The organism is Pseudomonas sp. GXZC (assembly GCF_026967615.1).
Taxonomy (GTDB): Bacteria; Pseudomonadota; Gammaproteobacteria; order Pseudomonadales; family Pseudomonadaceae; genus Aquipseudomonas; species Aquipseudomonas azotoformans_A.
In genome coordinates, this window is sequence record NZ_CP114115.1 from 556,929 (window position 1) to 570,634 (window position 13,706).

The 13,706-nt window shown below is 61.3% G+C and carries 9 protein-coding genes; 7 read left to right on the forward strand and 2 right to left on the reverse strand.

The annotated features are described in order from the left end of the window. Window positions 1–64 precede the first annotated feature (64 nt). From aroB to hemE, 5 genes are all read left to right on the forward strand, one after another. The gene (aroB, locus tag OZ428_RS02700) at window positions 65–1,165 is read left to right on the forward strand and encodes a 3-dehydroquinate synthase (RefSeq protein ID WP_269132619.1); all 1,101 of its coding nucleotides are present in this window, start codon (window positions 65–67) and stop codon (window positions 1,163–1,165) included. A gap of 10 nt (window positions 1,166–1,175) precedes the next feature. Further along, window positions 1,176–2,741 (forward strand): SPOR domain-containing protein, encoded by a 1,566-nt coding sequence (locus OZ428_RS02705; protein WP_269132620.1) that lies wholly within the window; start codon window positions 1,176–1,178, stop codon window positions 2,739–2,741. Window positions 2,742–3,094: 353 nt separating this feature from the next. Then, window positions 3,095–7,540: a glutamate synthase large subunit gene (gene gltB / locus OZ428_RS02710; protein ID WP_269132621.1), complete on the forward strand. Its 4,446-nt coding sequence runs from the start codon at window positions 3,095–3,097 to the stop codon at window positions 7,538–7,540. A 32-nt stretch (window positions 7,541–7,572) separates the two neighbouring features. Next, on the forward strand, window positions 7,573–8,991 hold the full coding sequence (locus OZ428_RS02715; RefSeq protein ID WP_038846429.1) for an FAD-dependent oxidoreductase: 1,419 nt from the start codon (window positions 7,573–7,575) through the stop codon (window positions 8,989–8,991). A gap of 109 nt (window positions 8,992–9,100) precedes the next feature. Then, window positions 9,101–10,168: a uroporphyrinogen decarboxylase gene (gene hemE / locus OZ428_RS02720; RefSeq protein WP_033897765.1), complete on the forward strand. Its 1,068-nt coding sequence runs from the start codon at window positions 9,101–9,103 to the stop codon at window positions 10,166–10,168. A 119-nt stretch (window positions 10,169–10,287) separates the two neighbouring features. Here hemE and OZ428_RS02725 read toward each other — a convergent pair whose 3' ends face one another. Next, window positions 10,288–11,514 (reverse strand): MFS transporter, encoded by a 1,227-nt coding sequence (locus OZ428_RS02725; protein ID WP_442964830.1) that lies wholly within the window; start codon window positions 11,512–11,514, stop codon window positions 10,288–10,290. 172 nt (window positions 11,515–11,686) lie between these two features. Here OZ428_RS02725 and OZ428_RS02730 point away from each other — a divergent pair, with 172 nt between their 5' ends. Further along, a complete protein-coding gene (locus OZ428_RS02730) occupies window positions 11,687–12,580 on the forward strand; it encodes a LysR family transcriptional regulator (protein WP_269132623.1) in 894 nt (297 codons plus the stop codon). 87 nt (window positions 12,581–12,667) lie between these two features. After that, window positions 12,668–13,054 (forward strand): type II toxin-antitoxin system PemK/MazF family toxin, encoded by a 387-nt coding sequence (locus OZ428_RS02735; RefSeq protein ID WP_028615429.1) that lies wholly within the window; start codon window positions 12,668–12,670, stop codon window positions 13,052–13,054. A 207-nt stretch (window positions 13,055–13,261) separates the two neighbouring features. On the opposite strand, the gene OZ428_RS02740 is transcribed toward OZ428_RS02735, so the two are convergent. Next, window positions 13,262–13,705 carry a hypothetical protein gene (locus OZ428_RS02740; protein WP_061435000.1) on the reverse strand — a complete coding sequence of 148 codons (444 nt, stop codon included), beginning with the start codon at window positions 13,703–13,705 and terminating at the stop codon, window positions 13,262–13,264. Between the last annotated feature and the right edge of the window lies 1 nt (window position 13,706).

A 13,706-nucleotide genomic window follows, 5' to 3' on the forward strand; every position in this document is an offset into this window, starting at 1 on the left:
AGCCATCAGGTGACGTCAGAACGTGACGTCATCGGTCGTCACAATATCTCTAACGCGGGGACACATGCAGACACTTAAGGTCGATCTAGGCGAGCGCAGCTACCCGATCCATATTGGCGAAGGTCTGCTGGACCAGCCCGAGTTGCTCGCACCGCATATTGCCGGGCGGCAAGTGGCGATCATCTCCAACGAAACGGTCGCGCCGCTGTATCTTGAGCGTCTGAGCCGCAGCCTGTCGGCCTATTCGGTGATCTCCGTGATCCTGCCCGACGGCGAAGCCCACAAGAACTGGGAAACCCTGCAACTGATCTTTGATGGCCTGCTCACCGCACGTCATGACCGACGCACCACCGTGATCGCCCTGGGCGGCGGTGTGATCGGCGACATGGCCGGCTTTGCTGCGGCCTGTTACCAGCGTGGCGTGGACTTTATCCAAGTGCCGACCACGTTGCTGTCCCAGGTCGATTCGTCGGTGGGCGGCAAGACCGGCATCAATCACCCGCTGGGCAAGAACATGGTGGGCGCGTTCTACCAGCCTCAAGCCGTGCTGATCGACACCGCGACCCTTAACACCTTGCCGCCGCGCGAGCTGTCGGCGGGCCTGGCGGAAGTCATCAAGTACGGGTTGATCTGCGACGAGCCGTTCCTGGCCTGGCTGGAAGAACACGTCGACGCGTTGCGCAACCTTGACCAAGTAGCACTCACCGAAGCGATTTCCCGCTCCTGCGCCGCCAAGGCGCTGGTGGTGAATGCCGACGAACGGGAGTCCGGTGTACGGGCCACCCTCAACCTGGGCCACACCTTCGGCCATGCGATCGAAACCCACATGGGCTATGGTGTGTGGTTGCACGGGGAGGCTGTAGCGGCTGGCACCGTGATGGCATTGGAGATGTCGCAGCGCCTGGGCTGGATCAGCGCCGAGGAGCGTGATCGCGGCATCCGCCTGTTCCAGCGCGCCGGTTTGCCGGTGATCCCGCCGCAGGAGATGACTGAGGCGGATTTCCTCGAACATATGGCAATAGACAAGAAAGTGATCGACGGTCGACTGCGACTGGTGCTGCTGCGCCACATGGGCGAAGCGGTGGTGACCGACGATTATCCGAAAGAGATTTTACAGGCCACGCTGGGAGCGGATTACCGCGCCCTGGCCCAGCTTAAAGGTTAATAAGATCCCGATGACTAGTTTGCATGCCGACGAGGCGTTCCTCGGCCATTACCAGTTAAGCCACGACCCTTTTGCTCCACGGGTGCCTGGCTTCAAATTTTTCCCGGCCCAGCGCAAGCCAGTGCTTGGCCAGCTGCACCACCTCGCACGTTACAGCCAGCTGCTGCTGGTCGTGACCGGCCCGCTGGGCAGCGGCAAGACCCTGCTGCGCCAGGCCCTGGTGGCCAGCACCAACAAGCAGTCGGTGCAGAGTGTGGTGGTGTCGGCCCGTGGTGCCGGTGATGCGGCGGGCGTTCTGCGCCAAGTCGCCCAGGCGCTGGACGTGGCGACTGCCGAGCCGAATGCGATCCTCAAGCAAGTGGTGCAGCTGGGCCTGACCGGCCAGGAAGTCTACCTGCTGGTGGATGACGCCGAGCAGCTCGACGAATCCGCCCTGGAGGCGCTGCTGGCGCTGGCAGCCGGTACACCGGAAGGTCGCCCGCACGTATTCCTGTTTGGTGAGTCGTCGCTGATCGCCGAGCTGGAGCAGATCAGCGGTGACCAGGAGCTGTTCCACGTCATCGAGCTGCAGCCGTACGAAGAGGAAGAAACCCGCGAATACCTGGCTCAACGCCTTGAAGGCGCAGGGGCCGGTATCGAACTTTTCTCCGCTCAGCAGATCTCTGATATTCACGAAAGCTCCGACGGCTGGCCTGGCACCATCAACCAGGTTGCCCGCGATGCCATGATCGAAGCCATGATTGCCAGCCGCACTGCGGTCAAGCGTCCAAAGATGGGGTTCACTATGCCTAAGAAACACGTATTGGCTATTTCCGCCGTTGTCGTGGTCGCTGTCGCCGCCGCCTGGTTGATTCCAGGCCGCAGCAAGGCACCGACCACGGCCGGCGCGCCAACCGAACAGGCGCAGTTGCCACTGGGCAAGCCCACGCCAAACGTCGAGTTCGCCAACTCCGGCCAACCGACCAACCTGCCGATGGTCGGCCAGCCGGTGATGCGCGGTCCGCTCGCCGAAGAAGCCGGTGGCATCTCCGAAGGCGACGACGGCGTGCCGCTGGAGGGCTCCAGCGCCACACCACCTACCGTGACCACCACTGCGCCGCCTGCGGGCGTGCCAGCGGGCCAGCCGGCTGCGGTTGCCAAGCCGACCCCGGCACCGACTGTCGCCACCGCCAAGCCTGCGCCTGTGACCAAGCCGGTCGCGCCTGCGCCAGCCGCCAAGCCAGCCCCGGCTCCGGCTGCCAAGCCTGCTGAAAAACCGGCCGCCACCGTTGCCAAAGCCGGCGCCGCTGGCAGCAGCTGGTACGCCAGCCAGCCGACCGGCAACTTCGTCGTGCAGATCCTCGGCACCAGTTCCGAAGCCAACGCTCAGGCGTTCGTGAAAGAGCAGGGCGGCGAGTACCGTTATTTCAAGAAAGTGCTCAACGGCAAGCCTCTCTACGTGATCACCTACGGCAACTTCTCCAGCCGTGCAGCCGCCGATTCTGCGATCAAAACCTTGCCAGCGAAGGTCCAGGCTGGTAAACCTTGGCCTCGCACTGTTGCCAGCGTTCAACAAGAACTCGCAACAACTCGCTGAAGATCCGGCGGCCTTACCCAGGCCGCCCTCCCGGCACCTCAAAAAATAACCGCAAGTGCGTGCAGTCTCTAGAGACCGCGCGCTTTGTGGTGTCTGCGTCACAGTAGCTTTTGAGTCGTAGCGGTCAGAATTAAAAAAGTTTTGACTAGCACAGCATATCGCTTTAAACCTTTCATAAATGCGACATAGATTTGCGACATTTCGTCGCTAAATTTGTGAGCGTCTGTGTCGGTGTGTACAATGACCTCCCTTTTGCCCCCGCTAAGCCGGCGTACGTTCGGCGTGGAAGGTAACCGGTTGAATTGAAAAGAAATTTGCCTCGATATAAGAGGCAGCCTGGTGAGAAAGTGTCTATGAAAGCAGGTCTGTACCAACCCGATGAATTCAAGGATAACTGCGGTTTCGGCCTGATAGCCCATATGCAGGGCGAGCCCAGTCATACCCTTTTGCAAACGGCCATCGAGGCCCTGACCTGCATGACCCACCGCGGTGGGATCAACGCCGACGGCAAGACCGGTGACGGTTGTGGCTTGCTGATCCAAAAGCCCGACCAGTTCCTGCGCGCTGTCGCAAAAGAACAATTTGCGGTCGACCTGCCCAAGCAGTACGCCGTGGGCATGGTGTTTTTCAACCAGGACCCGGTGAAGGCCGAAGCCGCTCGCGAGAACATGAACCGCGAGATCCTGGCCGCCGGCCTGCAACTCGTCGGCTGGCGCAAAGTGCCAATCGACACCAGCGTACTCGGCCGCCTGGCCCTGGAGCGCCTGCCGCAGATCGAACAAGTGTTTATCGCCGGTGAAGGCCTGAGCGACCAGGACATGGCGATCAAGCTGTTCACCTCGCGTCGTCGTTCGTCGGTTTCCAACGCCGCCGACACCGACCACTACATCTGCAGCTTTTCGCACAAGACCATCATTTATAAAGGCCTGATGATGCCGGCGGACCTTACCGCCTTCTATCCAGACCTGAGCGATGAGCGCCTGCAAACCGCAATCTGCGTGTTCCACCAGCGCTTCTCCACCAACACCCTGCCGAAATGGCCGCTGGCCCAGCCATTCCGCTTCCTCGCCCACAACGGCGAGATCAACACCATCACCGGCAACCGCAACTGGGCCGTGGCCCGTCGCACCAAGTTCGCCAACGATTTGATGGACCTGGAAGAGCTCGGCCCGCTGGTCAACCGTGTGGGTTCCGACTCTTCCAGCATGGACAACATGCTCGAACTGATGGTCACCGGCGGCATCGACCTGTTCCGTGGCGTGCGCATGATCATTCCGCCAGCGTGGCAGAACGTCGAAACCATGGACCCGGACCTGCGTGCGTTCTACGAGTACAACTCGATGCACATGGAGCCGTGGGACGGCCCGGCCGGTGTGGTCATGACTGACGGCCGCTACGCGGTGTGCCTGCTTGACCGTAACGGTCTGCGCCCTGCGCGTTGGGTCACCACCACCAACGGCTTCATCACCCTCGCGTCCGAAATCGGCGTGTGGGACTACAAGCCTGAAGACGTTATCGCCAAAGGCCGCGTGGGCCCTGGCCAGATTTTGGCCGTGGACACCGAAACCGGTCAGATCCTCGACACCGACGCCATCGACAACCGCCTGAAGTCCCGTCACCCGTACAAGCAATGGCTGCGCAAGAACGCCCTGCGCATCCAGGCGACCATGGAAGACAACGACCACGGTTCGGCTTTCTACGATGTCGACCAGCTCAAGCAGTACATGAAGATGTACCAGGTCACGTTTGAAGAGCGCGACCAGGTGCTGCGTCCGCTCGGCGAGCAAGGCTACGAGGCGGTCGGTTCCATGGGCGATGACACGCCAATGGCCGTGCTGTCCCAGCGCGTGCGCACGCCGTACGACTATTTCCGCCAGCAGTTCGCCCAGGTGACCAACCCGCCGATCGATCCGCTGCGCGAAGCCATCGTGATGTCCCTGGAAGTGTGCCTCGGTGCCGAGCGCAACATCTTCCAGGAATCGCCTGAGCATGCTTCCCGAGTGATCCTCAGCTCGCCGGTCATTTCCCCGGCCAAGTGGCGCTCGTTGATGACCCTGGATCGCCCAGGCTTCGACCGCCAGATCATCGACCTGAACTACGACGAAAGCCTCGGCCTTGAAGCCGCTGTGCGCAACGTCGCCGACCAGGCCGAAGAAGCCGTGCGCGCCGGTCGTACCCAGATCGTGTTGACCGACCGCCACATCGCACCAGGCAAGCTGCCGATCCACGCTTCGTTGGCGACGGGTGCAGTGCACCACCGCCTGACCGAAAAAGGCCTGCGCTGCGACTCCAACATCCTTGTGGAAACCGCCACCGCCCGCGACCCGCATCACTTTGCGGTGCTGATCGGCTTCGGCGCCTCGGCGGTGTACCCATTCCTCGCGTACGAAGTGCTGGGTGACCTGATCCGCACCGGTGAAGTGCTGGGCGACCTCTACGAGGTGTTCAAGAACTACCGTAAGGGCATCACCAAGGGCCTGCTGAAGATCCTGTCGAAGATGGGCATCTCTACCGTCACCTCGTACCGTGGCGCACAGCTGTTCGAAGCCATCGGCCTGTCCGAAGAGGTTTGCGACCTGAGCTTCCGTGGCGTGCCGAGCCGTATCAAGGGCGCGCGTTTCGTCGACATCGAAGCCGAGCAAAAAGCCCTGGCAGCCGAAGCCTGGAGCGCGCGCAAGCCGATCCAGCAAGGCGGTCTGCTCAAGTTCGTGCACGGTGGCGAATACCACGCCTACAACCCGGACGTGGTCAACACCCTGCAAGCCGCCGTGCAGCAGGGCGACTACGCCAAGTTCAAGGAATACACCTCGCTGGTGGACAACCGCCCGGTGTCGATGATCCGCGATTTGTTCAAGGTGAAGACCCTGGACACGCCGATGGACATCAGCGAAGTCGAGCCGCTGGAGTCGATCCTCAAGCGCTTCGACTCTGCCGGTATCTCGCTGGGCGCCTTGTCGCCTGAGGCTCACGAAGCCCTGGCCGAAGCCATGAACCGCCTGGGTGCGCGTTCCAACTCCGGCGAAGGCGGTGAAGACCCGGCGCGTTACGGCACCATCAAGAGCTCGAAAATCAAGCAGGTTGCCACTGGCCGTTTCGGTGTGACCCCGGAATACCTGGTCAACGCCGAAGTGCTGCAGATCAAGGTGGCCCAGGGCGCCAAGCCCGGTGAAGGCGGCCAACTGCCGGGCGGCAAGGTCAACGGTCTGATCGCCAAGCTGCGTTACGCAGTGCCGGGTGTGACGCTGATCTCGCCTCCGCCGCACCACGACATCTACTCGATCGAAGACTTGTCGCAGCTGATTTTCGACTTGAAACAAGTCAACCCGCAGGCGCTGGTCTCGGTGAAGCTGGTAGCAGAAGCCGGCGTGGGCACCATTGCCGCTGGCGTGGCCAAGGCCTATGCCGACCTGATCACCATTTCCGGCTACGACGGCGGCACCGGCGCTTCGCCGCTGACCTCCATCAAGTACGCCGGCGCTCCGTGGGAACTCGGCCTGGCCGAAACCCACCAGACCCTGCGCGGCAACGACCTGCGCGGCAAGGTCCGTGTGCAGACCGACGGTGGCCTGAAAACCGGCCTCGACGTGATCAAGGCCGCGATCCTCGGCGCCGAGAGCTTCGGCTTCGGCACCGCGCCAATGATCGCCCTGGGCTGCAAATACCTGCGCATCTGCCACCTGAACAACTGCGCCACCGGCGTCGCCACTCAGAACGAGAAGCTGCGCAAGGATCACTACATCGGCACCGTCGACATGGTGGTGAACTTCTTCACCTACGTCGCCGAAGAAACCCGTGAGTGGCTGGCCAAGCTGGGCGTGCGTTCCCTTGAAGAGCTGATCGGTCGCACCGACCTGTTGGAAATCCTTCAGGGCCAGACCGCCAAGCAACATCACCTGGACCTCACGCCGCTGCTCGGCAGCGATCACATTCCGGCCGACAAGCCGCAGTTCTGCGGCGTCGAGCGCAACCCGCCCTTCGACAAAGGCCTGCTGGCCGAGAAGATGGTGGAAATCGCCGGATCGTCGATCAACGACGCCAGCGGTGGTGAGTTCGCCCTGGATATCTGCAACTGCGACCGTTCGATTGGCGCCCGCATCTCCGGCGAAATCGCGCGCAAGCACGGCAACCAGGGCATGGCCAAGGCGCCGATCACCTTCCGCTTCAAGGGCACTGCGGGCCAGAGCTTTGGCGTGTGGAACGCTGGTGGCCTGCACATGTACCTGGAAGGTGACGCCAACGACTACGTGGGCAAGGGCATGACCGGCGGCAAGCTGGTGATCGTTCCGCCTAAAGGCAGCGTCTACAAGACCCAGGACAGTGCCATCATCGGCAACACCTGCTTGTACGGCGCCACCGGTGGCAAGCTGTTCGCCGCCGGCACCGCCGGTGAGCGTTTCGCCGTGCGTAACTCCGGTGCCCACACCGTAGTGGAAGGCACTGGCGATCACTGCTGCGAGTACATGACCGGGGGCTTTGTCGCGGTACTGGGCAAGACCGGTTACAACTTCGGTTCGGGCATGACCGGCGGTTTCGCCTACGTGCTCGACCAGGACAACACCTTCGTCGACAAGGTCAACCACGAGTTGGTCGAGATCCAGCGGATCAGCGGCGAAGCCATGGAATCCTACCGGAACCACTTGCAGCACGTGCTGGACGAGTATGTCGAGGAGACCGGCAGCGAATGGGGCCGCAACCTCGCCGAAAACCTCGATGATTACCTGCGTCGTTTCTGGCTGGTCAAGCCCAAGGCTGCCAACCTGAAATCGTTGCTTTCCAGCATCCGTGCCAACCCGCAGTGATATGCGCCTGAACAGTTTGATGAGGTTTTAACATGGCTGAACGTCTGAATAACGACTTCCAGTTCATCGATGTCGGGCGCAAAGATCCGAAGAAGAAACTGTTGCGTCAACGCAAGAAAGAGTTCGTGGAGATCTACGAACCCTTCAAACCCCAGCACTCGGCCGACCAGGCCCACCGCTGCCTGGGGTGCGGTAACCCGTATTGCGAATGGAAGTGCCCGGTGCACAACTTCATTCCCAACTGGCTCAAGCTGGTGGCGGAGGGCAACATCCTCGCCGCCGCCGAACTGTCGCACCAGACCAACACCCTGCCGGAAGTCTGCGGCCGGGTGTGCCCGCAGGACCGTCTGTGCGAGGGTGCCTGCACCCTTAACGACGGCTTTGGCGCGGTGACCATCGGCTCGGTGGAGAAGTACATCACCGACACCGCGTTCGCCATGGGCTGGCGTCCGGACATGTCCAAGGTCAAGCCGACCGGCAAGCGCGTCGCCATCATCGGCGCCGGTCCTGCCGGCCTGGGCTGCGCCGACGTGCTGGTGCGTGGCGGCGTGACCCCGGTGGTGTTCGACAAGAACCCGGAAATCGGCGGCCTGCTGACCTTCGGTATCCCCGAGTTCAAGCTGGAAAAAACCGTCCTGAGCAACCGTCGTGAAGTGTTCACCGGTATGGGTATCGAGTTCCGCCTGAACACCGAAATCGGCAAAGACATCACCATGGAGCAACTGCTCGAAGAATACGATGCTGTGTTCATGGGCATGGGCACCTACACCTACATGAAGGGCGGCTTTGCCGGTGAGGATCTGCCGGGCGTTTACGACGCGTTGGATTTCCTGATCGCCAACGTCAATCGCAACCTGGGCTTTGAAAAGTCGCCGGAAGATTTCGTCGACATGAAAGGCAAGAAGGTCGTGGTGCTCGGCGGTGGTGACACCGCGATGGACTGCAACCGCACCTCGATCCGCCAGGGCGCCAAGTCGGTGACCTGTGCCTATCGTCGTGACGAAGCCAACATGCCGGGCTCGCGTAAAGAGGTGAAGAACGCCAAGGAAGAAGGCGTGAAATTCCTCTACAACCGCCAGCCGATCGCAATTGTTGGTGAAGACCGCGTCGAAGGCGTGAAGGTGGTCGAGACCCGTCTCGGCGAGCCGGACGCCCGTGGCCGTCGCAGCCCTGAGCCGATCCCGGGTTCCGAAGAAATCATCCCGGCCGACGCCGTGGTCATCGCCTTCGGTTTCCGCCCAAGCCCGGCGCCGTGGTTCGAGCAGTTCCAGATTCAGACCGACAGCCAGGGCCGCGTCGTCGCCCCGGAACAAGGCCAGTACAAGCACCAGACCAGCAACCCGAAGATCTTCGCCGGTGGCGACATGGTGCGTGGTTCTGACCTGGTAGTGACGGCGATCTTCGAAGGGCGCAATGCTGCCGAAGGGATCCTGGATTACCTGGGCGTCTGAGCCCTGATACCCGCGACAAATTGACCCGATAGACAAAAGGCACGGCTCATACCGTGCCTTTTGCGTCTGGCTCTGAGAAAATGCCCGCACTTTTTTTGCGGATGCCGACATGACTGCCCTCAAGAACGACCGTTTCCTTCGTGCCCTGCTCAAGCAACCCGTGGACGTCACCCCTGTGTGGATGATGCGCCAGGCCGGTCGCTACCTGCCGGAATACCGTGCCAGTCGCGCCAACGCCGGCGACTTCATGAGCCTGTGCATGAACCCGGAGTTCGCCTGCGAAGTCACGATGCAGCCGCTGGACCGCTACCCACAACTGGACGCGGCTATCCTCTTCTCCGACATCCTCACCATCCCTGACGCCATGGGCCAAGGCCTGTACTTTGAAACCGGCGAAGGCCCGCGTTTCAAGAAGGTCGTCAGCACCCTGGCCGATATCGAAGCCTTGCCGATCCCCGATCCGCACAAAGACCTCGGTTACGTGATGGACGCCGTCAGCACCATCCGCCGCGAGCTTAACGGCCGTGTGCCGCTGATTGGCTTCTCCGGCAGCCCGTGGACCCTGGCCACCTACATGGTCGAAGGCGGCTCGTCGAAAGACTTCCGCAAGACCAAGGCCATGCTCTACGACAACCCACAAGCCATGCACCTGCTGCTGGACAAGCTGGCGCAGTCGGTCACCGCCTACCTCAACGGCCAGATCATGGCCGGTGCGCAAGCGGTGCAGATTTTCGACACCTGGGGCGGCAACCTGTCGGCGGCGGCGTACCAGGAGTTCTCCCTGGCCTACATGCGCAAAATCGTCAGCGGCCTGATCCGCGAACACGAAGGCCGCAAAGTGCCGGTCATCATGTTCACCAAGGGCGGCGGCCTTTGGCTGGAAAGCATTGCCGACGCCGGTGCCGATGCGCTGGGCCTGGACTGGACCTGCGATATTGGCGAAGCCCGCCAGCGCGTGGGCAACCGCGTCGCGCTGCAAGGCAACATGGACCCGACCGTGCTGTATGCCAAGCCGGAAGCGATCCGCAGCGAAGTCGGCCGCATCCTCGCCAGCTACGGCAAAGGCACTGGGCACGTGTTCAACCTCGGCCATGGCATCACCCCGGAAGTGAATCCGGAGCATGCCGGCGCGTTCCTGCGTGCGGTGCATGAGTTGTCGGCGCAGTATCACGAATAACACGCAAAACAAATGTGGGAGGGGGCTTGCCCCCGATGGCGGTGTACCAGTCAGTACAACTATGACTGATCTACCCTCATCGGGGGCAAGCCCCCTCCCACATTAAAAGCCAGAGAAACTCAGGCCTTCGCTTGCCCCAACGGCGGCAACTTCGCCAACTTCAACGCCACCAGCAACGCGCCGATCAGCAGCGCGATGATGAACGCCCCAATCCCATTCCATCCGGCAAAGTGCCAGAAGAACCCGCCTGCCGTTCCCGCAATACTCGACCCCACGTAGTAGCAGAACAGGTACAGCGACGACGCCTGCCCCTTGGCTTTCACCGCGCGGCGGCCGATCCAGCTGCTGGCCACCGAGTGGGCGCCGAAGAAGCCGAAGGTGAAGATCAGCATGCCCGGTACCACCAGCCACAGTGGGGTGAACAGGGTCAGGGCCATACCGGCCAGCATCAGCACGATGGTGCCCCACAGCACGCGACGGCGTCCGAGGCGGTCGGCCAGGGAGCCGATTTTCGCCGAGCTGTAGATACCCGAGAGGTACACCAGCGACAGCAGGCCGACCACCGCTTGGCTGAGGTCGTAGGGATCGGCCAGCAGGCGATAGCCGATGTAGTTGAACATGGTCACGAACGCACCCATCAGCAGGAACGCTTCGAGGAACAGCCACGGCAGGCCTGCGTCCTTGAAGTGCATGACGAAGCCATCCACCAGGCTGCGCGGCTTGAGGCTGGTGGCGCGGAAGTTGCGCGATTCGGGGAGGATTTTCCAGAACACCGTGGCGGCAATCAGCGCCAGGGCGCCGATGATCAGCATGGCGGTGTGCCAGCTGACGAAGTCGATCAACACGCCGATGATCAGGCGCCCGCTCATACCGCCAATCGCGTTGCCGCCGATGTACAAACCCATGGCCAGGCCGATGTGCTGCGGGTGGATCTCCTCGCTCAGGTAGGTCATGGCCACGGCAGCCAGGCCACTCAGTGACAAGCCCACCAGTGCACGCATCAGCAGGATGCCTTCCCAGGTCGGCATCAGACCGCTGGCGATGGTGGCTAATGCGGCGCAGAACAGCGCGGAGACCATCACCGGCTTGCGCCCCAGGCGGTCGGAAATCGGCCCGGTGATCAGCAAGCCGAATGCCAGCATCGCCGTGGCCACCGACAGGATCAGGCTGCTTTGTGCCGCATTGATGGAAAACTCCTGGGACAGCGCCGGCATCATCGGCTGCACGCAATACAGCAGCGCAAAGGTGGCGAAACCACCGGAGAACAGCGCCAGAACCGTACGCATGAACATCGGCGTGCCTTTTTCGATGAACTCGTCATTGAGCTGGGCCACCACCTCATCCAGGGCGGTGGGCGGGACGTCTTGAGCGAGTGGAGCGACAGCAGCTTTCAAGGGGACCTCGGGGAGGAAGAGCGTGCCAGGACAGGCAATGCAAAAAAGAATATAGCTCCCTAATGATTCTTTCCAATATATTGTTCGACCTGTTTGATAGCTTTGACGACCTAATGAGGCTCCCATGGAATTGCGTCACTTGCGGTACTTCATCGCCGTCGCCGAAGAACTGCATTTCGGCCGAGCCGCGCAGGTGCTGGGCATCTCGCAACCGCCGCTGAGCCAGCAGATCCAGGCGCTGGAGCAGGAAGTGGGGGCGCGGCTGTTTGAGCGTACCAATCGTCGGGTCGAGCTGAGCGAGGCGGGGCGGTTGTTCCTGCACGAGGCGCGGTTGGTGCTGGCACAGGTCGACAAGGCGGCGGACGTAGCGCGCCGGGCGCAGTTGGGTGAACTGGGCGAATTGAAGATTGGCTTCACCTCGTCGGCGCCGTTCAACTCCAGCATTCCCCAGGCGATCTTTTCGTTTCGCCAGGCGTTCCCGGCGGTGCATCTGAACCTGCAGGAGATGAGCAGTACTGAAGTGGCCGAGTCGCTGGTGGATGAGTCGATTCAGGTAGGGCTGATGCGGCCGCTGCCATTGCCGGATTCGCTGAGTGTGGTCGAGTTGATGCGCGAACCCTTGGTCGCTGTGTTGAATGCCGGCCATCCTTTGGTGGAGGGCAGTGAACGGGGCTTGCACCTGGCGCAACTGGCGCAGGAGCCGTTCGTATTTTTCCCGCGCACCTACGGCAGTGGCCTCTATGCCCAGTTGCTCAGCCTGGCGCGTGATGCCGGCTTCAGCCCGCACTTTGCCCAGGAGGCCGGGGAGGCGATGACCATCATCGGCCTGGTGGCGGCGGGTTTGGGTGTATCGGTGCTCCCGGCGTCATACCAGCGCATACGCATTGATGGCGTGGTCTATCGCACGTTGCTGGACCAGGAGGCGATGACGGCGGTGTGGCTGGTGCAACGCAAGGGCGCGCAGACGCCGATGGCAGAGGCGTTTGTGGAGTTGTTGACGCGCAAGGCCATTGTGTAGGCACTGTCACATATCAGGTAACGCAACCGGCTTAGTGATTCGCCGGAAAGTTGCGCAGAATTGCTTCTTTTCAAGCGAGTGATATGGATGGCACTTCTCTATCAGCCCAAGGAGGGCAGCGTGTTGATTTGTGATTTTCGAGGCTATGAGGTCCCGGAAATTATAAAAATCCGCCCGGTCATTGTGATACGTAAGCACCGAACCAATAAGTTGCTGGTGACGGTTGTGCCGTTGAGTACTACTGCGCCGCAGACGGTTCTGGATCACCACTGCCAGCTTGATAGTCATCTTCAAGGAGCGAGCCCTATCTGTTGGGCGAAATGTGACATTGTGGCAACCGTCAGCTTGGGCCGGCTTGACCGAATCAAAAGCAAAGATCGTCATGGCAAACGAACTTACAAAATCGCTGAGCTCACTTCTGATCAGCTTCTAGCGATAAAGGCAGCGGTGCGCAGTGCGCTGGGGTTGCGCTGAAGGATGAACGGCACTTTGCCACAGGTTGCCGAAAAGTTGATTTCAGGCATACTGCCCACGTTCCCGAAAGGGGCTTGTGAGACTCTGAGGATCCTGGGCAACCAGCAATCGCAGAGCCAGGCAGGAAGCGGCGATGACAAGCCAACCTGTTTGTGAAGAGGGCGCCGAAAGGCGCCCTTTGTCGTTTCTGTAGAGCCTGAATTCGTTTTACTTGGTGGTGCCGGTTTGTTCAAACAACTGCGCCGCCGACCCCGCCTCATTCACGCCATTGCTGCGCAACCCCGCCATGATGTCGCTATCCAGGTTGTTCACCCAGCGGTTGTAGTTGCGATGGATCTTGCCGTCCTTGTAGCCCAGGTCGCGGCTGTCGCGGTAGGTGATGGCGTAGCTGTTGCGGGTGTAGCGGATGTCGATGGCTGCGTAGTACTGGTTACGCACGTTGATTTCGGCTTGCACCAGTTGCGGGCTCAGGCGTTGTACCGTCCATTCGCGCTTTTGCAGGGCGTTGACGATCACCGTTTTCATTTTTTCTTCGCTGACCTGGGCATCGGCCGGCAGGTCGTGCTGGGTATTGAGGATCGGCTTGTTGGTACAACCGGCGGTGACCAACAGGGCCAGGGTGATCAAGGTGACGCGCAGCAAGGAAGACATT